Annotated in this window: 16 protein-coding genes and 1 pseudogene; 15 read left to right on the top strand and 2 right to left on the bottom strand. The window is 47.8% G+C overall.

The genetic code is table 11. The features are described from left to right. Positions 1-4: 4 nt before the first annotated feature. Positions 5-1,201 (top strand): ABC transporter permease, encoded by a 1,197-nt coding sequence (locus MKY95_RS29815; protein ID WP_338707144.1) that lies wholly within the window; start codon positions 5-7, stop codon positions 1,199-1,201. Next, positions 1,194-2,372 carry an ABC transporter permease gene (locus MKY95_RS29810; protein WP_338707143.1) on the top strand — a complete coding sequence of 393 codons (1,179 nt, stop codon included), beginning with the start codon at positions 1,194-1,196 and terminating at the stop codon, positions 2,370-2,372. The genes MKY95_RS29815 and MKY95_RS29810 overlap by 8 nt, the downstream gene beginning before the upstream one ends. A gap of 100 nt (positions 2,373-2,472) precedes the next feature. Here MKY95_RS29810 and MKY95_RS29805 read toward each other — a convergent pair whose 3' ends face one another. Continuing rightward, the gene (locus MKY95_RS29805) at positions 2,473-3,315 is read right to left on the bottom strand and encodes a flagellar motor protein MotB (protein ID WP_338707142.1); all 843 of its coding nucleotides are present in this window, start codon (positions 3,313-3,315) and stop codon (positions 2,473-2,475) included. Continuing rightward, positions 3,299-4,096, bottom strand: a complete 798-nt coding sequence (locus tag MKY95_RS29800; protein WP_036612388.1) for a flagellar motor protein — start codon at positions 4,094-4,096, stop codon at positions 3,299-3,301. Before MKY95_RS29800 ends, MKY95_RS29805 begins: the two co-directional genes overlap by 17 nt. 169 nt (positions 4,097-4,265) lie before the next feature. Between MKY95_RS29800 and uvrB the strand changes: the two genes are divergently transcribed. From uvrB to MKY95_RS29735, 13 genes and pseudogenes are all read left to right on the top strand, one after another. Beyond that, positions 4,266-6,257 (top strand): excinuclease ABC subunit UvrB, encoded by a 1,992-nt coding sequence (uvrB, locus tag MKY95_RS29795; RefSeq protein WP_338707140.1) that lies wholly within the window; start codon positions 4,266-4,268, stop codon positions 6,255-6,257. A 506-nt stretch (positions 6,258-6,763) separates the two neighbouring features. Next, on the top strand, positions 6,764-9,622 hold the full coding sequence (gene uvrA, locus MKY95_RS29790; protein ID WP_036667714.1) for an excinuclease ABC subunit UvrA: 2,859 nt from the start codon (positions 6,764-6,766) through the stop codon (positions 9,620-9,622). A 338-nt stretch (positions 9,623-9,960) separates the two neighbouring features. Next, positions 9,961-10,173: a hypothetical protein gene (locus MKY95_RS29785; protein ID WP_017692026.1), complete on the top strand. Its 213-nt coding sequence runs from the start codon at positions 9,961-9,963 to the stop codon at positions 10,171-10,173. Positions 10,174-10,452: 279 nt separating this feature from the next. Further along, complete coding sequence (locus MKY95_RS29780) at positions 10,453-11,622, top strand: trypsin-like peptidase domain-containing protein (protein WP_339195777.1); 1,170 nt, start codon at positions 10,453-10,455, stop codon at positions 11,620-11,622. A gap of 43 nt (positions 11,623-11,665) precedes the next feature. Continuing rightward, positions 11,666-13,561 (top strand): stalk domain-containing protein, encoded by a 1,896-nt coding sequence (locus MKY95_RS29775; RefSeq protein ID WP_339195775.1) that lies wholly within the window; start codon positions 11,666-11,668, stop codon positions 13,559-13,561. 328 nt (positions 13,562-13,889) lie between these two features. Further along, a complete protein-coding gene (locus MKY95_RS29770) occupies positions 13,890-16,403 on the top strand; it encodes a U32 family peptidase (protein WP_017692029.1) in 2,514 nt (837 codons plus the stop codon). A 122-nt stretch (positions 16,404-16,525) separates the two neighbouring features. Continuing rightward, positions 16,526-18,580, top strand: a pseudogene (locus MKY95_RS29765) (SNF2 helicase associated domain-containing protein); the annotation flags it as partial. Beyond that, the gene (locus tag MKY95_RS29760; RefSeq protein WP_339200071.1) at positions 18,575-20,158 is read left to right on the top strand and encodes a DEAD/DEAH box helicase; all 1,584 of its coding nucleotides are present in this window, start codon (positions 18,575-18,577) and stop codon (positions 20,156-20,158) included. The pseudogene MKY95_RS29765 and the gene MKY95_RS29760, both read left to right, overlap by 6 nt. Positions 20,159-20,454: 296 nt before the next feature. Then, positions 20,455-21,333 carry a UTP--glucose-1-phosphate uridylyltransferase GalU gene (galU, locus tag MKY95_RS29755; protein ID WP_076209856.1) on the top strand — a complete coding sequence of 293 codons (879 nt, stop codon included), beginning with the start codon at positions 20,455-20,457 and terminating at the stop codon, positions 21,331-21,333. A 181-nt stretch (positions 21,334-21,514) separates the two neighbouring features. Continuing rightward, positions 21,515-22,063 carry a dTDP-4-dehydrorhamnose 3,5-epimerase gene (rfbC, locus tag MKY95_RS29750; protein ID WP_127551787.1) on the top strand — a complete coding sequence of 183 codons (549 nt, stop codon included), beginning with the start codon at positions 21,515-21,517 and terminating at the stop codon, positions 22,061-22,063. Positions 22,064-22,117: 54 nt separating this feature from the next. Next, positions 22,118-23,143 (top strand): dTDP-glucose 4,6-dehydratase, encoded by a 1,026-nt coding sequence (gene rfbB / locus MKY95_RS29745; protein WP_339195769.1) that lies wholly within the window; start codon positions 22,118-22,120, stop codon positions 23,141-23,143. Then, the gene (gene rfbD / locus MKY95_RS29740; RefSeq protein ID WP_339195766.1) at positions 23,140-24,021 is read left to right on the top strand and encodes a dTDP-4-dehydrorhamnose reductase; all 882 of its coding nucleotides are present in this window, start codon (positions 23,140-23,142) and stop codon (positions 24,019-24,021) included. The genes rfbB and rfbD overlap by 4 nt, the downstream gene beginning before the upstream one ends. A gap of 134 nt (positions 24,022-24,155) precedes the next feature. Next, a complete protein-coding gene (locus MKY95_RS29735; RefSeq protein ID WP_339195764.1) occupies positions 24,156-25,031 on the top strand; it encodes a phosphatidylinositol-specific phospholipase C/glycerophosphodiester phosphodiesterase family protein in 876 nt (291 codons plus the stop codon). The last annotated feature ends 99 nt before the right edge of the window (positions 25,032-25,130 follow it).

The following is a 25,130-nucleotide window of genomic DNA, read 5'->3' as shown; positions in this document are numbered from 1 at the left end:
ATAGATGAATATATGGCATATTTGCATCTTTGAATTAAGGCGTATTCTTAAGATTCGATCTGTGGTGTTAAACCTGTTTATTTTGCCGTTGTTACTGATTTTTATATTGGGCACGGCACTTTCCAGTACGATGGGTACGGCGGATGATGTTATTCCAGATACTGTACGTGTGGGAATCATCCATTTGAGTACTGAATCTGGTGGAGGATCAAGTACGGTTAATCAAGCACTGGATTCATTCGTTGAATCCCCGGAAGTGGCTGAGATGGTCAAGGTGCAGAACTTTACAACTGAAGAAGAGGCCGTTCATTCGCTGCGTACCGACAAGCTGGACTTTGCTGTAATGATTCCTTCGGATTTTGAGCAAAACGTGATGATGGGGAAAGAGGCCAGGTTACAGTGGATACGAGGAAAGGACAACACACTTAATACCTTGGGTGAAACTTTGTTCACACGTTTTACGGATGAATGGAATCGACAGATGGCGATTACCAAAGTGCTCGGTCCGGAAGTAATTGCTGCCATGTCCTCTGCTTCGGAGTCTGGTACGGCGAATTCAACCTCCATTGCTGTCACTAATCCCGGTAAGACAGGTACGGCGTATAGTGCCTCCCAATACTATGCAGCTTCCATGCTGGCAATGTTCATGTTGTACTCAGGCATGACAACCAGTACCAGCCTTTTTGGAGAGCGTGATAACAAAACGTTAATTCGCCTTCAGGCTGCGCCTATAGGTAATGGAGTTATTTTCGCTGGCAAAATTGCAGGTAATAGTCTGCTCGCTTTCTTACAAGCAACAACGATCATCCTTATGACATATTGGCTCTACGGTGTGGATTGGGGAACCCATCCTTGGTATATTGTGCTGACTTGTGTATGCATCACATTGGCATCCATGACTCTTGGCGTAATCGTGGCATTGGTATGCAAAAGCACAGCATCGGCCAGTGCAACCTTACAAGGTATCATCGTTGCCATGACATTCATCAGCGGTGGGTTCATGCCCATTCCGATTGATTTTGTACAACGGCTTAGCCAATTTACGGTTAACCACTGGGCGCTCCAAAGTTTTCTGAGAATGATGCTGGATGCACCTGTAGCTGAGATCCTGTATAACATTCTAATGTTAGGCGTAGTATGCGCTGTATTACTGCTCATCTCAGGATTGATCTATAGAAAGGCAGGATACCGATATGAATAGTCTACACATCGCCTGGTTGATGATTAGACGTACACTTGGCCGTAAAATGGGCTTCATTACGTTTCTGCTTCTGCCTTGCCTGGTGGTTACAGGAGCGGTTGCTCTTTTTGGAAGCGAGCAGATTGCACGTACTGTTATTCCCTATGTGAATGAGGATGGAGGGGTGGCGGGGACATGGATGATTCATGAACTTGCTGACAAGGAGGAGTATCTGCTCAAACCGATGACAAACGAAGCAGAAGTGAAGGAAGCCATCGCTCAGCAAAAAGGAAGTTCTGGCATCATCATTCCGGCACATTATACGGAGGATCTGTTACAAGGAAAGCCAACCGAAATTCAATTGGTGGAACTGCGTATGAGTGAAAGTTCCTATACCCTACGAGCAGCAGTTGAAGGTTTGACGAGCGGATTGTTACAATCTGCTTCAGCTGTTAAGGTGGCAACAGGTCCTGTCTCAAGTGAGACAGATATACTATCGAGTACACAGAAGCCATTTGAACGGCTTTTACAGGAGATAGGAAAACATCAAGTCGCTGGTGAAGTCACCGATCTGCAGATCTATCCCAAGCCAGGCCTGAACAATGTGACTGGATTTACAATCATGTTTATGATGGGGCTGTTGACCAGTGCAGTGGCTATGATAATGGAAGATCGCAGGAAACGTACGATGGCCAGAGTATATACGGCACCCGTCCGTGCATATGAGATTGCGCTTGGTAACTTCCTCGGTAGCTTTGTCATTGGCATGATTCAGATTGTTCTCGTTTTGGGAGTCAGCAGGTGGCTACTGCATTATGATGCCGGTATTCCTTTTGGCATTCATTTCATCATCTTGGCCGCATTCATGCTGGTTTCCATGGGGATCGCGAGTACCGTGGCAGGTTTAATCCGTAATCCCAAAAATGCCAACATGCTGAATTCACTTGTCATTATGCCAACCTGCATGATAGGTGGTTGTTTCTGGCCGATCTCGTTGATGCCGGATTATATGCAAAAGCTCGCCAACTTTGTTCCACAGAAATGGGCCATTCAGGCAGTGGAGACGATCTCTGCTGGCGGTACATTGTCGGATATCACATTGCCACTATTGATTTTGTTTGGCATGGCTACCATTTTACTGACTGTTGGCTCTGCGATTCTACGCCCTAGCCAGCCAGGAGTAGAGGCATAAGGTAATACGACATAAAAGAAAGCACGCTCTGCTGAATTGAATTCAGTTAGAGCGTGCTTTCTTTGCATAAGGAATGATGCATTATGTGAGATATTGATGATTAAGGTTGGAGTTGACGCAGGACCGTTATTTCAACCCGACGGTTCTTTTGTCTTCCGGCCGCTGTGGTGTTGTCACCCGTTGGGCGAGTATCCGCATATCCGGCATACTGGAATCCGTCCGGGTTAAGTTTCTCTGTATCCAGAAAAAATCGTAATACAGACAGTGCACGTTCCCCGGAAAGCTGCCAGTTATCGGTATAGGCGGAGTTTGCTCCCACAGGAACATTATCGGTGTGACCCTCAATGCTGACAACGGTGTTCAGATCACGGAACAGGCTGGCAAGTTTACTTAGCGTTGGTGCTGCACCGTCCTTTAGAGCGGCCTGTCCCTGATCAAACAGGAAGCGGTCACTAAGTGTAATGGATAGGCCCTGTGGCTTGTCCGCAACAAAAATCTGATTTTCCAGTTTATTATCCTCGATATATTGGGTAATCACATTGAACAGATTTTGCAATTCCTGCTCCTGTGATCTGAACTGTTCTTCCCGTTCTGTGAGGGGCTTGTTGTCATTATCTGGTGTTGCAGTCCCGGAATCGGAAGGGTTTCCTTCACCATCTGAAGGATCTTCACCCTGCACCTCGGATGGTGGAGTCTCTGTAATCGTTTGACCGGGTTTCTCACCGAGTCCCTCACCAAGCTCAAGGATTGAGTCGGACGCATTAAATGTATTTTGTAACGATTGAGTAACGACGTCATATTTACCGGAATCCAGATTGCTCATGGCATACATGATGACAAAAAAGATCAAAAGCAGAGTTATGAGATCGGCATAAGTAATCATCCAGCGATCCCGATGATCGATAGTTTCACGTTTTCCGCGCCGTTTACTGCGCCGACTCATCCAATCCCTCCTTTGCTAGGGGGCGTATATGCTGACGATGCGTAAGGGTGAAGGACTCCAGTCTTTTGCGTACAAGCTGAGGATTCTCACCGTTCTGAATGGCAAGTACACCTTCGAGAAGCATTTCCATGGTCTGTACTTCATCGGCACCTCTGGATTTGATCTTAGAGGCAATGGGCAAAAAGATAAGATTGGCACTGGCGACCCCATACAGGGTTGCGGTAAAGGCAACAGCAATGGCAGGTCCGAGTCCGGTTGGATCGGTCAAACTGCCAAGTACCTGAATAAGTCCCATCACGGTTCCGATGATCCCCATGGTTGGAGCGTACCCACCAGCGGATTCAAATATTTTGGCGTAACCCTCATGTTTTTGTTCAATGGAATCAATCTCCATCTCCAGGATCTGGCGAACCACATCCTGATCGGTACCATCAACAACCATCTGGATACCGTCTTGCAAAAATGGATGCGGATGATCCATAACCTTGCGTTCCAATGCAAGTACACCTGAGCGGCGTGCGATTGAAGACATCTCCACCAGTTCTTCAACCCACAAGCCTGAATCATTATTGTTACGTCCAAAAGCCATACGCAGGGCAGCTGGAATCGTACGAAGGCGATGCGCCGGGAAACTGGCAACCACAGCAGCAATCGTTCCACCGAATACAATTAAAGCAGCCGTTTTTTGCAGGAGACCAGACAATTGGCCGCCTTCCCACAAAAAACCGCTAATGACTGCGGCAATTCCGGCAATAATACCGATAAGTGTCGCAATATCCATAAATTAACCCACTCCTATCTTCATTTCACGTTTGCATCACTAAAACGAACGAGGTATAATTAAACGGGAACAAATATTCCTATTACTATAAGTTTTCCCATATGAAAATTCGGGGAACTTCGACAATATATAGTGACTATTATTTTAGACGATAGGGTGAGATACGGCAATGAGCGATATTATAATGAGCGACAAAACGTTCGAAATCGAGTCAGAGTTTTCTCCCCAAGGTGATCAGCCTGCAGCCATTATAGAATTGGTGAAGGGTGTTCAGGAGGGGAAGAGATACCAGACACTGCTGGGTGCAACGGGTACGGGTAAGACGTTTACGATAGCCCAGACGATAGCCCAACTGCAACGTCCGACGCTGATTATTGCACACAATAAAACGTTGGCAGCGCAGCTTGCAAGTGAGTTCAAAGATTTTTTTCCTAATAACATGGTTGAGTATTTCGTCAGTTATTACGATTATTTTCAGCCAGAAGCATATATCCCGTCCTCCGATACGTATATCGAGAAGGATTCAAGTATTAATGAAGAGATCGACAAACTGCGGCACGCAGCGACAAGTTCGTTGTTTGAGCGCAGGGACGTCATCATTGTAGCGAGTGTTTCCTGCATTTATGGTTTGGGTTCACCGCACTCGTATTCAAGCATGTTGCTGTCACTTCGGGTAGGCATGGAGAAACCGCGCAATCAGATTTTGTCTCGTCTGGTAGAGATCCAGTATCAGCGGAACGATATTAACTTTGTGCGGGGTACGTTCCGTGTTCGTGGGGATGTTGTTGAGATTTTCCCTGCCTCGAAGGGTGAACATGCAATTCGGGTTGAATTGTTTGGTGATGAGATCGAGAAAATTACGGAGATTGATGTGTTAACCGGAGAACTGATTGGTGAACGTGAACATATTGCCATCTTCCCGGCGTCTCACTTCGTAACGCAAGAAGAGACGATGAAGGTTGCGCTGGTGAACATTGAGCGTGAACTCGAGGAGCGTCTTGAGGTGTTGCGTGAACAGGGGAAACTGCTGGAGGCTCAGCGACTGGAGCAGCGCACACGGTACGATATCGAGATGATGAAGGAAGTTGGATTCTGTTCGGGGATTGAGAACTATTCCGGTCCGCTGACTTTCCGCGAACGTGGCGATACCCCATACACACTGATGGATTACTTCCCGGATGACATGTTGATCGTGGTTGATGAGTCTCACGTGACTCTGCCACAGATCCGTGCGATGTATAATGGTGACCAAGCGCGGAAGACGGTATTGGTTGAGCACGGTTTCCGTCTGCCATCAGCGCTGGATAATCGTCCACTCAAATTCGAAGAATTCGAAGGCAAGATGGATCAGATCATCTATGTATCGGCTACACCAGGCCCGTATGAGATCGAGCATACCGATACGATGGTGCAACAGATTATCCGTCCAACCGGTCTGCTTGATCCAATTATCGAACTGCGTCCAACAAAGGGACAGATCGATGACTTGATCGGTGAGATTAACGACCGGATTGCAAAAGACGAGCGTGTGTTGATTACAACATTAACGAAGAAGATGTCCGAGGACCTGACGGATTATCTGAAGGAAGTTGGCATCAAGGTTCGTTATCTGCACTCTGAGATCAAGACGTTGGAACGGATGGCGATTTTACGTGATTTAAGGTTGGGCGTGTTCCATGTCCTGATCGGAATCAACTTGCTCCGGGAAGGTCTCGATCTGCCGGAAGTATCCCTCGTCGCTATATTGGATGCCGATAAGGAAGGATTCCTGCGTTCCGAACGCTCACTGATCCAAACGATTGGTCGTGCGGCACGGAACAGCGAGGGTCGCGTTATTCTATACGGTGACAAAGTGACGGATTCGATGGATAAAGCAATAAAGGAAACAGAGCGTCGTCGTGCAATCCAGATCGAGTACAACGAGAAACATGGGATTACACCACAGACGATTCGTAAAAAAGTGCGTGATGTAATAGAGGCAACCAAAGTTGCCGAATCCAAGAAAGACTATCTCACAGGCGCAGCCGAGAAGATGTCGAAGAAAGATCGCCAGGCACTTATTCAGCGCCTAGAGGTAGAGATGAAAGACGCAGCCAAAAACCTGCAGTTTGAGCGTGCTGCCGAGCTTCGCGATGCGTTGCTGGAACTTCGCGCTGAATAAGATACTGCTCATTCATATGCTCCAGTTAAGATGGATCTGTAACAAGAGAACGGCCAATTGGCCGTTCTCTTGTTGAGTAAGGAAATCGTTGATATCTACCGATAATAAGAGATGTTGAAATCTTGAAATCAAGTCTATACTGATAGAAATGTTGAAATTGGTTAAAAGGTTTATAGGAAAGCAATTGGGAGTCGAGAGTGCCCCAGTGTTGACCTCGGAGCCGAGCCGAAGGCAATGGCGACCTGACGCGACCAGGGCGAAGCCGAGAGCGCACCCTCGCAGTAGAGCGGCCGTATAAGGTTCCGGCAATGAGCCGGAACCTTATACGGAGCCGCGGGCACACGACCACCCTTCACATAGCAAGACCCGACCCCTCACCGTTGCACCGCTTGTTTCGGGTGTCCAGAGGGCTGCGCCCTCTGGGGCCCTCCCTTGGAAGGGAGGGTTTGGGAGGGATCGAAAGGCCTTTAAAGGTTTGGATTAACACACTGAGAGGATGAATACTATTGGCGAGCGATAACATTGTCATTAAAGGCGCACGAGCGCATAACCTGAAAAATATAGACATTACCATCCCACGTGACCGCTTTGTTGTATTGACCGGCCTGAGTGGCTCAGGCAAGTCCTCGCTGGCTTTTGACACGATCTATGCCGAAGGACAGCGGCGTTATGTAGAATCATTGTCAGCTTACGCACGGCAGTTTCTGGGACAGATGGAGAAACCGGATGTGGATTCCATCGAAGGATTATCTCCTGCCATTTCAATAGATCAGAAAACAACAAGCCGTAACCCACGTTCCACAGTAGGAACCGTGACCGAAATTTATGATTACCTGCGTCTGTTGTTTGCACGTGTGGGCCATCCACATTGTCCGGACCATGGCGTGGAGATCAGCTCCCAAACCGTAGAACAAATGGTTGACCGCATTATGCAATATCCAGAGCGTACCCGGTTGCAGATTTTGGCACCCATTATCTCGGGCCGTAAGGGTGAGCACAAAAGTGTATTTGCTGATGTATCCAAGCAGGGCTTTGTCCGTGTACGGGTGAACGGGGAACTGCGTGACCTGTCAGAAGATATTCAATTGGAGAAAAATAAAAAGCATACCATTGAAGTCGTTGTTGACCGGATTGTTGTTAAAGATGATGTACAGGCGCGTCTGGCCGACTCTATTGAAACAGCACTAAATCTGTCTGGTGGACAACTCCTTGTGGACATTATGGGCGAAGAAGAGCTGCGCTTCAGTTCCAACTTTGCCTGCCCGGTGTGCGGATTCAGTATTGAAGAGCTTGCACCACGGATGTTCTCATTTAACAGTCCTTTCGGGGCTTGCCCGGATTGTGATGGGTTAGGTGTCAAAATGATCGTTGACCCTGATCTGCTGGTACCAGATCGGACTAAGACCATCGAAGATGGAGCTTTTGATGCTTGGACAGGTGGTACATCCACCTATTATCCGCAGTTCCTGAAGTCGGTATGTGAGCACTTCAACATTCCGCAAAATGTACCTGTCGAAGATCTGCCAGCTGAGCAGATGAACAAGTTGTTGCAGGGTACAGGTACGGAGAAAATCCGTTTCCGCTATGAGAATGATTTTGGACAACGTAAGGAAGCACTGGTTACCTTTGAAGGTATCGTGAATAACCTGGAGCGTCGCTACCGGGATACAGCATCTGAAGGTATCCGTGAGTTTATTGAGGGTTACATGAGTGCGAAGCCTTGTGGTACATGTAAAGGTCAGCGTCTGAAACGGGAAAGTCTCGCAGTTACGATTAATGATCACAACATGGCGTATGTGACTAGTTTGTCCATTGGTGAAGCTGGCCGATTCTTCGATTCATTGGAATTGAGTGAGAAAGAGCAGACGATTGCCAAACTTATTCTGAAAGAAATCAACAGCCGTCTAGGCTTCCTCGTGAATGTCGGTCTGGATTACCTTACACTGAGTCGTGCTGCCGGAACATTGTCCGGTGGGGAAGCCCAGCGGATCAGACTGGCTACACAGATTGGTTCCAGCCTGATGGGTGTGCTGTATATTCTGGATGAGCCAAGTATCGGTCTGCATCAACGGGATAATGACCGCCTGATTTCAACCCTTGCGCATATGCGGGATATTGGTAACACATTGATCGTGGTTGAACATGATGAGGACACGATGATGGCTGCCGACTATATTATTGATATTGGCCCGGGTGCAGGTATCCACGGAGGTACCATTATGTCACAGGGTACACCGGAGGAGATCATGAACGATGAGAACTCATTAACCGGTCAATATCTGAGTGGTCGCAAATTCATTCCTATTCGTGCAGAACGTAGAAGTGTAGGAGACCGCTGGTTGGAAGTACGCGGAGCCAAAGAAAATAACCTGAAGAATCTGAATGTGAAGATTCCTGTAGGTGTATTTACTGCGGTAACAGGTGTGTCTGGCTCAGGTAAATCCACATTGATCAATGAGATCCTCTACAAAACGCTGGCACGTGATCTGAACCGTGCTCGGGTGCGCCCGGGTCAACATAAAGAGATTCGTGGTCTGGAACATATCGATAAAGTTATCGATATTGACCAGTCGCCAATCGGGCGGACACCACGTTCCAACCCGGCTACGTACACAGGTGTCTTTGATGATATTCGGGATCTGTTTGCTCAGACGAACGAAGCCAAAGTACGTGGATACAAGAAAGGCCGATTCAGCTTTAATATCAAAGGTGGACGTTGTGAAGCCTGCCGTGGAGACGGTATTATCAAAATCGAGATGCACTTCTTGCCGGACGTTTATGTCCCTTGTGAAGTCTGCAAAGGCAAACGATACAACCGGGAAACACTTGAAGTGAAATATAAAAACAGAAATATTTCCGATGTGCTGGAAATGACGGTTGAAGATGCAACCCAATTCTTCGAGAACATTCCGAAGATCCATCGCAAAATGCAGACGCTGATGGATGTGGGATTGGGTTATATCAACCTGGGACAACCTGCAACCACATTGTCTGGTGGTGAAGCCCAGCGTGTGAAGCTCGCTTCCGAGCTGTATCGCCGCAGTACAGGGAAAACCATCTACATCCTCGATGAGCCGACTACCGGTTTGCATGTCGATGATATCGACCGTTTGCTGAACGTATTACACCGTCTGGTTGATTCCGGGGAATCGGTGTTGGTGATTGAGCATAACCTGGATGTGATCAAAACGGCAGACTATGTTGTTGATCTGGGTCCAGAAGGCGGTAGCGGTGGAGGAACCATTGTTGCAACTGGAACACCTGAGGATATCATCAAAGTGGAAGCTTCCTATACAGGCAAGTACTTGAAGCCGGTTCTGGAGCGGGATACCGAGCGGAGCAAGGCACTGCAATTAGTAGACTAAGGTCCTCTAACCAGTAGTTATATCAATATGAAGTGGCAGTATTGGCCCTTCTTTTCGAAAAGGTAAAGACGTTGGATTACGATCTGATGTGCTCTACTTCCGAGAAGAAGGGTTTTTCATTTTGAGTTATGCACGGTGTTTCCTTCGGACTAAGGTTATTTGGTGAAAGTGTTTACATATGCATTGCGACGAACGTTACAGGAATATTCGGCCAAATTGTCTTTTTTTCATTTTTATGGATGATAGGGCTTGCATTACAAGCAGGGTACAGATAACATAGAGGAAGATATTAGGGTATGCGTTAGCTGTTCAACTATGGTAAGGAGGTCTGTCTATCCATGCTGTTTGCAGAAGCTGCCACGGCGAGTACATCGAATTTTAATGCATTTGATATTTTTGTCATCTTATTTACGATCCTGATTTTCATCGGAGTTGTTCGGCTTCTTCGGGCACCGAAGAAGAATCTGTTTGCGATCGGATTTGCAGTAGTCAGCCTACTGGTATTTCTGATGACAGACTATGCGATGATAACGGGTTGGTTTGCTCAGTAGGAATGCTGCTGAAGTGAATGGGATTTAAGCCAAAAGAGTTACAGACGAACACTTTCCACGAGAGACATGGAGGGTGTTTTTTTTTCGTTTATATCGAGCGATTGAACAAGATTCTATCTTCTCTACTAAAATAGGACTTAAAACAATTGTATATCCAGATTCTGTATGATACATTGAGGGATACCGGAATTGCAGATGAGAGAAAGAGAGAATAGATTCAGCGATGAATCCGATGTCGAGTCGCGCAAGAAGGATGTATAGAGAGGGTCAGGTGAGAATATGAGCGTGTTGGGTAAAAAGGGGATAGCCATTCTGATGGCTGCTGTACTCTCGATTAGTGTAGCGGCAACGGCCGGTGCAGCTGAATCCAAAGCGGCGATGCAAGCGAAAGTGGTAGACGGTCAAGTCTATGTGAACACCAAGGATCTGCTCAAGGCAGTTGGTGGAAGTGGACAATATGATGCCAAATCCGGAACGTACACGTACAAGGGAAGTGAAGCCATTCCCAAAGTGATCGAAAAGGTATCTCCTTCCGTCGTAGGAATTATTGGGAAATCTACCGAAGCGCAGGACGGTGCAACATCAGACGACCGTTATAATCTTGCACATGGTACAGGTGTCATTATCCGGTCGAACGGATGGATTGTAACGAATGCTCACGTGGTCGACGGATTAACGAACCCCGTGGTCGTAACGACGGATGGCAATACATACAAAATTACGAAAACATACAGTGATGCACTAAGTGATCTGGCGCTAATCAAAATCAATGCCAAATCACTCAAACCGGCGAGCTTTGCCAAAGCTTCACAAACTACTGTTGGAGAAACGGTGATTGCCTTGGGTACGCCGATTTCCTTTTCTCTGCGCAACTCGGCAACGGTAGGGGTAATTAGCGGCTTGAATCGTGGTGTTGAGGCGACCTACCGGTTGATTCAGACCGACACGGCCATTAACCCAGGAAATAGCGGAGGACCGCTGGTCAACCTGAAGGGTGAAGTGGTTGGTATCAATTCCATGAAATTTTCTGCGGTCGGCGTAGAGAGTTTGGGATTTTCGATTCCCGTGGATACCGTTCAATATATCATCGATCAGTTTTTTAAATATGGAAAAATAAAACGTGCAAGTCTGGGGCTACAGCTGGAGGAAAGTTGGTCTGCGATTGTGGGCCTGCCTACAGATGATCCCTTAACGATTACGGGCGTACTGTCTCCAGAAGCCAAGAAAGCCAAAATCAAAGAGGGCGATGTCCTATACAGTGTTGCGGGCACACGTGTCTCTTCAGTAGTGGATATCAATGAGTTGCTCAAAAAGTATCTGCCTGGGCAAAAGGTAAAGCTGTTGATGCAATCGGATGGCGATATCGTCACCCGCACGTTGGTGCTTGCTGATCGCGCAAACATCGTAGACGAGGAAGATGAAGCGTTCCTTGCAGATGAAGAACAATAAAGCCCGGCGATCAGCCCGGATGGAGAGAGGACGAAAGAACGGAATGAAAAAGTCATGGATACGTGTGCTAAGCACAGGTGTATTAACCGGGATGCTGACCATTGGCGCGGCATTGCCTGTATGGGCATCTGATCTGACGACAAGTGAACTACGGGTGAAAGCGGGGAGCACGAGCGCCTACATCAACGGCGATAAGCAGGCCATAGCCAAACCTTACAAGTTCAAGGGTGTTACGATGGTGCCTGTGGGAGTGTTCAAGAAAGCATTTGGCAGTGAAATCCGGCTGGAGAAAAATGATGTCGTCAAAATCAAGGAAGGTCCACACACGGTTACCCTAACGATTGGCAGTTCAATTGCCTGGGTGGATGGTGTAAAACATGAGATGGGTGCCGCTCCCAAGATGGTGAATGGTGTACTTATGGTTCCACTTCGTCCGGTTGCTGCCGGTATCGGGGCGACGCTAGCTCCGACTAGCTCCGGAGAAATGGTCATTCGTCTGTTGCAAACCGATGATTCGGTGGATGACGAGGATGGCATTCATCCGGATGAAGGCAAAACCAGAATTGGTAACAGTTTTTACGGTTGGTCCATTAACTACCCGGCAGACCTTATAGTTTTCCAGACCGGTGAGCAGGAGCGTATGATGACTTTCGGCACTGCGGACAACAGTTATTATCTTGAAGTGTATGTCAGCGATCAGGATGTGGCTCTGGATGCGGATGATTTGTTGCAGCAACTCGTCCAGGAGGCCAAACAATCGGGAGATACGGTGCTGGATCGTCAAGCGGTGTCGAAAGGCAAAACACCTTATGCACGGATTATCGTGAAGGATGTAGACGGCATGTTATGGGAGATGCGTCAGTATCTGAGCGAAGGCCGTCAATATGATGTGTACCTCGCGGATTACGAAGCCCTGAATTATAAAGATCTAGGCAAACGTGCAGCGCTACTCAATTCATTCCAGCCAACCTATGCAGAGTCGGATCGAACGATTAAGGATCTGTCCACCGTAGATAATGGCATGCGCTCCGCGTGGAACGATGACTATGGTATTGAATTGAAGATTCCAGCCGGCTGGTCGATGGATAACAATCAGATGATCTATGAAGCCAAGGATGGTGCGTATCTGCAATGGCGTGTCACTTCGGCGAAGGCAGGTACAACGGTAAAAGACTGGAGCGGCCAACTGGATAAGTGGATGCGCGAGACATTTACACCAGAGAGTTACGAGCCAATTGGTTCATATACGATGGATATCTCGGGAGAGACTGCTGAGGTGAATGAATTCCGTTATAACTTTGGTGGGGGCTGGCAGACCGAGTTTGATGTTCTTTTGCAGAAGAATGGGTATCGATATTATGCAGAGTATACGTTCCCTGAGGAGCAGATTGCAGATCGGGCATGGTTTGAACGGATTATGAAGAGTGTGGAGATTGATTTTGATACGGTTGCCGATAATTTCGGTCAGCTGGATGAAGATCCTTATTTGACAGACAAAACGAAGACACTTACACGTACGTCCAAACGTTATAAATACAGTGTAGATATTCCGCGTTACTGGACGCCGTATAGTGATCGATTCGAATATTCACCTGTGGTGTACACCTTTACTGGCGGAGAATTCTCCATTGCGGCGAGCGAAGACAAGTCGATCGAGATGACGGTCAGCCAATTGAGAGAAGCCTATGCCGAAGCCACCAAAACCCGTAAGAACTTCAAGTTGCTTGGCAGTGAAGAGCTGACGTTTGCGGGTGTGCCTGCATTTTCCTTTACGTATCATGAGCTGGACAAAGGCGTGCCATATGCTGGTCGCCAGATCGTGTTTGAAAAGGACGGAACAACCTATACCATCACAAGTGGGCTGAATGATGCCAACAAGACAGAAGTTCAGGCGGCAGCATTGGAGAAAGCAGTGAACTCATTTACTTTTATTAAATAATATTGATGCATGCCGGAGGGTCGAAAGACCTTTCGGTTTTTTTCGTTGTACTGGAAATGAAAATGGTAAACGGTTTTTTCAGGAAAACGTAGAAGAGTCGGTGCAGAAGTGGTACACTATACTAGTTCAGGAGTTATGACTACTGATCTGATGAATAGGAATGACTGTAAGCTTGGAGTTCAGGCAATACAGACATAATAGATAGATATTGTAATACCGTGACAATGCAGGTGTACCCGATAAGGTGCAGTCTTAGGCTTAGTATGTTCAGACGTTTAGGGATATAGGGATGAAATCCGGCGGATAGCCGGTTATGGGGAGGATCTACATGAAAACAGCAACAATACGAAGAGAAGACGTTGAACTTCTGGCACCGGCTGGTGACTGGGATTGTATGCGTTCGGCGGTAGCTAATGGCGCAGATGCAATTTTCTTCGGAGTCGAAAAGTTTAATGCACGGGCACGGGCGAACAATTTCCGTATGGACGAGCTGCCGGAGATAATGGCGTTTTTGCACAGTTATGGCGTAAAAGGTTTTTTGACCTTTAATATATTGATTTTTGAAAATGAATTGACGGATGCCAAAGAACTGATTGACGCTTGTGTCGATGCAGGTGTGGACGCTGTAATTGTTCAGGATTTGGGTTTGGTGAAGATGATCCGCGAAATCTCGCCGGATTTCCCGATTCACGGTTCTACACAGATGACGATTACGTCCCCGGAAGCGGTCGAGTTTACGAAGCCGTTTGATATGGAACGTGTCGTTCTGGGACGGGAGAACAACCTGAAGCAGATCCAGAAGATCGGTGAGCAGGCGAAACTTCCAATGGAAGTATTTGTGCACGGTGCGCTGTGTGTATCCTACTCGGGTCAATGTCTCACTTCCGAAATGTGGGGAGGACGTTCGGCGAACCGCGGAGAGTGCGCACAAGCTTGTCGTCTTCCATACGATCTGATGGTGGATGGGGTGCATAAACCGATGGGTGATGTAGCTTATCTGTTGTCTCCGAAGGATCTGGCAGCGATTGATCTGATGCCGGAACTGATCGAAGCAGGAGTAACTTCTTTCAAAATTGAAGGACGTCTCAAAACGCCAGAATACGTAGCAAACGTAGTAAGCAAATATCGTAAAGCGATTGACCGTTATTTTGATGGAGATAACACACCGCCAAGCAAGGAAGAAGTTCGCGAATTGCAGCAAAGCTTCTCCCGTGGATTCACACATGGTTTCCTGAGCGGTACAAACAACAAAGAACTGGTGGATGGAACGTTCCCGAAAAGCCGTGGTGTCTACCTTGGTCGTGTAGATCAAGTGTTGCGCGATGGTGTGGTCCTGAAGCTGGATGCACCTGTGAAACGTGGAGACGGAATTGTATTTGACGCCGGAGACCCGACTCAGAAGGAAGAAGGCGGACGGGTATACGATGTGCGTCGCAAAGGTGTAAAACTCGAAGGCGAAGCCGAAGAGGGCTGGATCGTTGACGTTGTGCCAGGCCGCAGTGACGTAGATCTGCGCCGCGTGAAAGTTGGCGACAAAGTGTGGAAAACAAATGACCCGGCGCTGGATAAACGTCTGCGTCAAAGCTTCGAGACCGAGAAGCCGTACCGTGTATTCCCGGTGAAGGTGAAGGTCATCGGCAGCCCGGGGCAGCCGCTTAGCACATGGTGGACAGACGTACAGAAAGGCACGACCGTCCGTATTGATTCCGAGATGGAACTGGACATCGCGCAGAAACGTCCAATGACACATGAATTGCTCGAAGAGCAGTTCGGACGTCTGGGAGGCACCGTGTTCCAGTTGGAAGGAATGGACGTCAACCTGCACGGTGACGTCATCATCCCAATGCGCGAGTTGAATAACATTCGTCGTCAGGCGGTAGAACAACTCGCGGGTGAGCGTCCTAAACCGCCCGTCTACGTGAAACGCGCGGTAGATGTGTACGGCGATTCGGTTAAACCGGCATCACCAGTCGCTCGCGGTCAAGCAGAACTGACCGCACTCTGCCGTAGCCTGCCACAAGTGGAGGCAGCGATTGAAGCAGGAATCGGTATGATCTATGCCGACTTCGAGTTTATCAAACAGTTCCCGGCAGCCGTGGAAGCTGTGCATGCCGCTGGTCGCAAGATCGCGCTGGCAACACCGCGTATTCATATGCCTGGGGAGAACGGATATCATAACAACATCTTGCGTCTGAAGCCGGATGCGGTATTGGTACGTAATACAGGCGCACTGTACTTCTACCTGCGTCACCGGATGGAAAACCCGGATGCGAAGCACCCGGAACTGATCGGCGACTTCTCATTGAACATCGCCAATCACAAAGCAGTTGAATTGTTCCTGGAAGCTGGATGTGACTGGATTACTCCATCCTATGACCTGAACATTCAACAAATGGTTGATTTGCTGGGCCACTCCCGTACAAGTCAGACTGAAGTGGTTATCCATCAGCATCTGCCGATGTTCCACACCGAGCACTGTGTGTATTGTACATTCATGAGTGAAGGAACGGACTTTACGAACTGTGGACGTCCTTGTGAGGAACAGCGTGCATCCCTGCAAGACCGGATCGGTATGTCCCACCCGGTACGTGTGGATGAAGGTTGCCGTAATACGGTATACAACGCAGTCGAACAGTCGGGTGCCGAGTATCTAACCAACTTTATGGATCTGGGTGTATCCCGTTACCGTGTGGAATTCCTGGAAGAGACACCGGAGCAGGTACGCGAAGTTATCGATCTGTACAACCGTGCACTGCGCGGCGAGATCAGTGGTACACAAGTGTGGAAAACACTCAAAGCAACGAACCAACTGGGCGTTACACGTGGTCAATTGGTGAAATAACGATTGTATGGTACAACAACAGTTACAAGCATGAAGGAACCCCAATCTCTGCTTTAAGGAGCTCTTGGGGTTTTTTTACATCATGACACAGGAGGCGAAGAAGCGTGGCGCCATTCACAATTATGGATATCAAATTGCTGTGCGGGGTCACGGCATTCAAGCGCGGAGAAGATTATAACCAATCTGGCAGGGTGACCAATCTGGTGGTCGGTGAGGATGAGCTTCATTATGAAGCTCAGGTACGTGGATCGGAGCGTTATCAGGTTACGGTGGATGTAGATGGATCAGGTGAGATTGTGGCAGGCTGCAGTTGTCCGGGTGACGGCAGGCATTATGACTATTGCAAACATGTCGCTGCTGTCCTGTTGGCTATTCACGAATGGGGTGAGCAGCAGGAGCGTAATGCCACGATTGCTTCTGGGAAGGCTCCTCAACCTGCTACAGGCCAAGGAGCCAATACCAGTTCCAGCTCAGGTTCCAAGTCCAGGGTTGGGACGTTGGTCGAAGAAAACATATGGGAGCGACCACAGTCCGCTTCACAACGAGAGCAACTGAATGATGCCCCAGAGCGTCCGCCCGTTCACTTTGCCCAAGCAGGTCGTCCAAGCTCAGCTTCGGGGTGGGGCCGCTCGGCAGATAAACCTTCTTACCGTACGGCGGATCAGATTCTGTCCATGTTTGCCAAGGATCGGAGACCGCTGCATGGAAATGATCGTAAATACACTGCCCCTGTCAGCCGTTCCTCCCTGCGGGAAGAATTGCAGGTTCAGTTTATATGCAAGCTGACACAGGTTCACAAGGGTGGTGGGAAACTTGCTCTTGAACTGAAAGTAGGTAACAAACGTCTGTATGTGGTGCAGAAAGTGAAGCAATTCCTAAACTGTATCGAGAAGGGCGAGCCAATGTCATTTACCAAGCTGTTCCACTATGATCCATTGATGCATGTTTTCACTCCGCAGGATCAGGCCATTCTCTCGATGCTTATTCGAATGAGACAGAGTGAGGAGGCCTATCGCCAATCCATCTCCGGTTATCTGGGAGCTTCGGACGGACGGGATATACTGATTGCTCCGCTCGTATGGAAGCCATTGCTGGAATTACTACTACAGGCCGACAGTCGGATGGAGGGCACGGGATTTGCCAATGGGCCACTCACACTAGGGGAAGGGGTACTTCCTTTATTTTACCGGATCGCCCAGGGAGCGAATGAAGGGTATCAGCTTGAAATTTCGGGACTGCGTGAGCTGATTCTTCTTCCTGCTTATGATGCCGCCGTGGTGGAAGGACAGTTGCATATGTTGGAGCCGATGCAGATGCGAAGTCTGGAGGACTTGAGTGGGGCGCTCACGTCGTATGGAATCAAGGAAAGCATCGATATTTCGATTCAGCAGGTGGATGAATTCGTACAGCATGTCGTGCCAGAACTGCGTACGCTTGGACATCTGTCCATTGATTCGCAGGTGCGTGAACAGATCGCGGAACCGGAACTTTCACCGAAGCTGTACATTGACTTCTATCGTGAACGTATTACAGCGCGTCTGGAATTCGACTATGAGGTCATGGTTATTAATCCGCTTGCCGAGTATTTAATAGATGAAGAAGAGAAAAAGGTTATTTTGGTGCGTGATCGATACAAAGAGCGGAATCTGATTGAACGGCTTGATCGATCCTTTCTCGAAAGGGATGGTAGTGTTTGGGCGAGCGAACGGGAAGATGCCATCTATGATGTCATGTATCATCTGTTGCCTGAGCTTGAGAAACAGGTAGAAGTCTATATGCCAAACGCCGTGAAGGCGATGGTGCAATCCTATCCCACACCGCCGAAAGTACGAGCAGATTTGGGGAGAGGACTGGACTGGCTGGAGATTTCATTCGAGATGGAAGGTGTGGACGAGCAGGAGCTTCAAGAACTCATGCGTCGTATTGTGGAAAAGAAACCGTATTTCCGTCTGAAGAGCGGTGTCTTTCTCTCACTTGAAAATGAAGGTGCAGACAGTTTCGCTCACATGGCCGATTCACTTGGACTGGGAGCAGATGACATCAAGAGCAGCCATATCCTGCTGCCAGCTGTTCGGGCGTTACAATTGCCAGGCAGGGATGAAGTTTCTGGTCATGTGAAGTGGGGAGGCTCTCTGAAACGTTTCCTCGATGATCTCAGAGATCCCGAAAGGATGGATTTTGCATTGCCGGGATCACTGACCCCCATCCTGCGGGATTATCAGAACAGCGGATACCAGTGGCTGCGAACCCTCGCTTATTATCGTTTTGGCGGCATTCTGGCGGATGATATGGGACTTGGAAAAACGTTGCAAAGCATCGCCTATATTACAGCGGTGCTTCAGGAAAAGCCCGAGCACAATATGGACAATACGGGCGGTGAAAAATACCGGGAGAGCGGATCGCTATGGGGCGGTGAAACGTTAACGACTTCCGACATCGACCCCGAAACTGGTCTCCCATTGGAAAAGATGGCCTCAGAGAATAGGGATGGCCTATGGTCCACGATGCAGCAGGATGGACTGACGATCCGAACGAGGGTCATTCACCCTCCGGTACTTGTCGTGGCGCCTGCCTCGCTAACCTATAACTGGGCCAATGAGTTTGCGCGGTTCGCCCCGCATCTGAACGTACTGATTGCCGCAGGTCAGAAAGAAGAACGAGCCAGCATGCTTTCAGGCATGGATGAGGCAGATGTAATTGTGACGTCGTATCCTCTGTTGCGACGGGATTTGGACACCTATCTCGGCCGAACCTTCCATACGCTCATTTTGGATGAAGCTCAGGCAATCAAAAATGCTTCTTCTCAAACCGCGCAGGCAGTGAAACAAATTCAGGCTCCGCGTCGTTTTGCACTCACAGGAACGCCTGTAGAGAACTCACTGGATGAATTGTGGTCCATTTTTGAAGCGGTATTCCCTGGGTTGTTTCCAAGTTACAGAAGATTCCGCGACCTTCCTCCGGAACGGATCTCGCGGATGGTGCGTCCGTTTATTCTGCGCCGCCTGAAGAAGGATGTGTTGGAAGAATTGCCTGATCGAATTGAAACGGTACAGCGGTCAGAGCTTACGGTTGAACAGAAGAAACTGTACGCCGCATATCTCTCCCAGCTTCAGGATGAAGCATCGAAGGACATGGAGGATAACGGATTCCAGAAGAATCGTATCAAAATTCTGGCAGGCATCACCCGTTTGCGTCAGTTGTGTTGTCATCCGGCCCTCTTTGTGGAAGGATATCAAGGCGATTCCGGGAAAATGGAACAGTTGCTTGAAACGGTCGAGGATTGTTTGGCTTCAGGCAAACGAATTCTTATCTTCTCCCAATTTGCAAGCATGTTGAACCTGATTCGTCAGACCCTTGCGGCACAGGGAAAAAACCTGTTTTACCTCGATGGTCAGACGCCTGCTCAGAGCCGGGTCGAGATGTGTCATAGATTTAATGAGGGCGAAGCGGAATTGTTCTTAATCTCCCTGAAAGCTGGAGGTACAGGACTAAACTTAACGGGTGCAGATACCGTTATATTATATGATCTATGGTGGAATCCCGCCGTGGAAGAACAGGCCATTGGCCGTGCCCATCGCATGGGACAGAAACAAGTCGTGCAAGTCATCCGCCTGGTGACCGAAGGTACGATCGAAGAGAAGATTTTGGAACTCCAGCAGCGCAAGAAGGACTTGATTGCCGAAGTAATCGAACCGGGAGACGGGGGATCGACGACCTTATCCGAACAGGATATCCGCGAATTGTTGATGGTATAATGAAGTCCAAGCATCCTAGCAATAAGAATCATTAAATATATGAATCTATACAAGATGGACTAATCATTTACATGATAACGGAGAGGACAGAAATAACCTGAAAAAGCGAAGCGTTCGCCTAAAAGCTTTCTGAAAGAAAGCTGCATCGGAAGCATACGCTATCCCCGGATTTTCCCCTTTAAAAAAGGGAATAAAAAAAATCTGGGGATAACAGCGATTGGAAGGTTGTTCTGTCATCGTAGTGTCAGTGTAAATAATTTTTAGTTCAACTTATCTAGCAAAAGGAGTGGGTTCGTGTGCGTATTCGCAAAGCGATTATTCCAGCCGCAGGGCTGGGTACCCGGTTTCTGCCTGCCACCAAGGCGATGCCTAAGGAAATGCTGCCCATCGTGGACAAGCCAACGATTCAGTACATTATTGAAGAAGCCGTAGCTTCAGGCATTGAAGATATCATTATTGTGACAGGTAAAGGGAAACGGGCCATTGAAGATCACTTCGATTATTCTTTTGAGCTGGAGCAGAATCTGGCGGATAAACAGAAGTGGGACTTGCTTAACGAAGTACGCAAACCCTCCGAGATGGCAGATATTCATTATATCCGTCAAAAGGAACCGAAGGGACTTGGTCACGCCATTTGGTGTGCCCGCAAGTTTATCGGCAACGAGCCTTTTGCCGTCCTGTTAGGGGATGATATTGTGGAAGCGGAACATCCCTGCCTGAAGCAGATGATCGATGTCTATGATGAACTGCAATCTCCGATTGTTGGTGTACAGCCTGTTGATTGGAGCGAGGTATCCCGCTACGGGATTGTAGACGGAGAATTGCTGACTCCTACCGATGATCGTGTTTTTCGGGCCCGCCGCTTAATTGAGAAACCAAAGACCGAAGATTCCCCTTCGAACCTTGCTATTATGGGACGTTATATTCTTACACCGGATATCTTTGAGATACTAGGTCAACAATCTGCTGGTGTCGGGGGAGAAATCCAGCTCACGGATGCCTTGTCCCGATTGAATGAACAGCGGCAGATTCTCGCATATCATTTTGACGGACTGCGTCATGATGTTGGTGAGAAGTTGGGCTTTATTGAGACATCTATTCACTACGCATTGCAACGCCCGGATCTACGGAAAGATCTCTTAAAGTATTTGGAACAGGTCGTAAAGGATCAATAAATGGTTTTCCGCATGCCCTTGAAGTCCAGCCGAAGAATGTTATCGCGGCTGGGCTTTAATTTATTTTATGGAAGAGCAAATATAAGGGTTATACAGGCCAATGAACAAACACATACCCGACACTTTACATATACATAGTCAATATGAAGAAATGATGTCAACAGCAAAACGGAGGGATGTCATGAAGGTACTTCCGCTGTTTATGGATGGCGCTGCCATATTGGAACCCAAGGTTTATGGTGATCACCGTGGATATTTTATGGAGAGTTATAATGAGCAGGTTCTGCATGAACAGGGGATACAGCACGTCTTTATTCAGGACAATCAATCCTTGTCGGCTGAAGCAGGTGTTCTGCGTGGGCTTCATTACCAGCTTCAGCCCAAAGCACAGACTAAATTGGTGAGGGTTATATCAGGGGCTATATATGATGTGATTGTGGATGTCCGAACCTCATCCCCTACTTTTGGCCGATGGAAAAGTGTCATTCTAAGTGAGTACAACCAGCGGCAACTGCTTGTTCCTCAAGGATTTGCTCATGGATTTTGTACCTTGGTGCCTAATTCCTTGGTAACTTATAAGGTAGACGCCTATTATTCGCCTGAACATGATCGTGGAATTCTGTGGAACGATCCGGCGCTCGCCATTGATTGGCCTGTGACGAAACCTATATTATCGGAGAAGGATCAGAAGCATCCTTTACTGAAAGATGCTGAACTGAATTTCGACTAATTAATCAGACTTTTCAGATACTTCGGTATCTGGAGGCAGAGGGAGAGAGACAGCATGAAACTACTGGTTACGGGTGGGGCCGGATTTATCGGCAGCAACTTTGTGTTATATATGCTTCGTGAACATCCAAGTTATGAAATTATCAATGTGGATGCATTAACGTATGCAGGGAACTTGGAGAACTTGCATATGGTAGAGTCCAATCCCCGATATACCTTCATCAAGGCAGATATTGCAGATGTACAGCAGATGGAAGCTGTTTTTTCCCAAGGCATCGATGTGGTTGTGAATTTCGCTGCCGAGTCTCATGTGGATCGAAGTATTCTGTCCCCGGATATCTTTGTGCGTACCAATGCGATGGGTACTCAGGTTCTGCTGGATGCGGCAAAGAAGTATCAGGTCACCAAATTTGTTCAGGTATCGACGGATGAGGTATATGGATCATTGGGTGCAACAGGGTTATTTACTGAAGATACACCTCTGATGCCAAACAGTCCTTACTCTGCAAGTAAAGCTGGCGGGGATCTGCTCGTAAGAGCCTATCATGAAACCTTTGGATTGCCTGTAAATATTACACGTTGCTCCAATAACTACGGACCTTTTCAATTCCCGGAGAAACTGATTCCGCTGATTATATCCCGTGCATTAAATGATGAAGCCATTCCAGTATATGGTGACGGCCTCAATATTCGTGACTGGCTTTATGTCGAGGATCACTGCAGCGCGATTGATTTGGTGATTCATAATGGTCAATCTGGAGAGGTATACAACATTGGTGGTAATAATGAACGTACTAATATTTACATTGTGGAGAGCGTATTGGAACAACTGGGTAAACCAGCGAGTTTGATTCAATATGTGCAGGATCGATTGGGACATGACCGACGTTATGGTATAGATCCTACCAAGATACGTACAGAGCTCGGATGGCAACCTGCACACAATTTTGAAACAGGGATCAAGGAGACGATCCAATGGTATCTGAAACATCAAGATTGGTGGACGAGAATTCAATCAGGCACATATCAGGACTATGTTCAGCTTCAGTACGGTAAGCGGATGGGTGATTCGTCCAAATGAACTATAGAGTTATGGTGACTGGCGCGGCAGGACAGCTGGGTTATGATGTGGTGAAGACCTTTCAAGCAGAGGGTCATCAGGTATTGGCCTGTGCCAAAAACCAGATGGATATTACCGATCAACAGCAGTGCACAGATATGATTACAACCTTCCGGCCTCACATCATTATTCACTGCGCTGCTTACACGGCGGTCGATCAGGCTGAGGTAGATGAGGATACAGCATACGCAATTAATGCATCAGGTACTAGAAATATCGCGGTTGCCGCCGAGAAAGTGAAAGCAAAACTGGTATATATCAGTACCGATTATGTATTTGATGGGAGCGGGAGTACACCTTACCGCGAGTACGATGTAACGAATCCGCAGAGTGTATACGGCAAGTCGAAGCTTGCTGGGGAACGGCTGGTTCAAAGTTTGTGTACGCAATGGTTTATTATTCGAACATCATGGGTGTTTGGCGTGTATGGCAATAATTTTGTCAAAACCATGCTGGAACTTATGGAGAAACGTCCACAACTGCAAGTTGTTCATGACCAACAAGGTTCGCCTACCTATACGGTGGATCTTGCCCGATTCATTCATATCCTTTCCATAAGTGAAAAGTATGGCATCTATCATGCCTCCAATTCAGGGACTTGCACATGGTACGAGTTTGCAGAGGCAATAAAAGAAGAAGCTAATAAGCAGAGTGGGTTCGAGCCTGCAGCCGAACTTACGCCATGCACAACCGATCAGTTTCCGCGTCCAGCCCCTCGTCCTGCATACTCGGTGATGGATCATCTGGCGATTCGAACGAACGGTCTGGAACCTCTGAGACCTTGGCGTGAGGCACTGATTGCGTTTTTGAAAGAGTTGAGTGTACAGCAAAAGGACTGAGCATGTGGAGGGTCCGTGCTTTATTCCCAAACTGCACCCACCATTTAACAGCCGCCTCGGGCGGCTATTTTGTTTTACACCTCATCAATTCGGGTAGTTAGCTAACAAAAAGGTACTGAGGATGTGAATGTGATATGAAACGCATTGCCGCCGTGTTAATACTACTGATCGTTACCGTGGGCACACTCTTTTTCGCCTATGAAAGCGAGAGTGAGGAACAACGGGACGGATTTACCGCTTATAGATTAATCGCCCATGCGATGGGCAGCATTCGTGATCAACCATATACCAACGCCTATGAAGCGATGATTGCCAATTACGAGAAAGGCACACGTGTATTTGAGATCGACTTTATGTTAACATCGGATCGCAAAGCCGTAGCCAGACATGAATGGACCGCTAATATGAGCAAAATGCTAGGACAAGACGAAGAGCTTCCGGAGGATAAACAAGCCGGGGCACTGACACATGATGAATTTATGAATACGCCTATTTTAGGCATGTATCAACCCATGGATGCCGATGGCATTATAGATGTACTGGCCGAGTATCCGGATATGTATATCGTAACTGACACCAAGGAACAGAAGGATGAGGATATTCAGCAGGTGTTAAGATCCCTCGTGGATGCAGCCAAAGAACATGACCCATCCGTGCTGGACCGGGTGGTTGTACAGATCTATAACGAACCGATGCTCGAAACGGTGAAAGAAGTCTATGCATTCCCTTCCATTATCTATACGTTATATGCCACACAGGATACAGAAGCTCAGGTTGTTGATTTTGTGCAAAAGAATGATATTGATGCCGTGACTATGCCGGAATATAAAGTAAACCAGAATTTCGTGGCCAAGCTGAATAGTGCAGGCTCAGTCACATACGTGCATACCATCAATGACACTGAACAAGTGGCTAATTATGAGAAATGGGGCGTGTACGGGGTCTACTCGGACGTGCTGACAGAGCAAGAACTGGATGAGATGAATACACGTTTTGCCTGGAAACCGTAAAAATTCATGTTTTTCTGTTCCCCTTTTTATACGAACATTGACACTCACTGTCTGCTGACTTAGACTTAGTTTACAAGCTTTCTAGGATGCAGAAGAACC

Origin of the sequence: Paenibacillus sp. FSL P4-0176 (assembly GCF_037975265.1) — a bacterium.
Classification (GTDB): domain Bacteria; phylum Bacillota; class Bacilli; order Paenibacillales; family Paenibacillaceae; genus Paenibacillus; species Paenibacillus amylolyticus.
The sequence above is the reverse complement of the archived record's forward strand: the minus strand, read 5'-3'. Positions and strand labels throughout refer to the sequence as shown.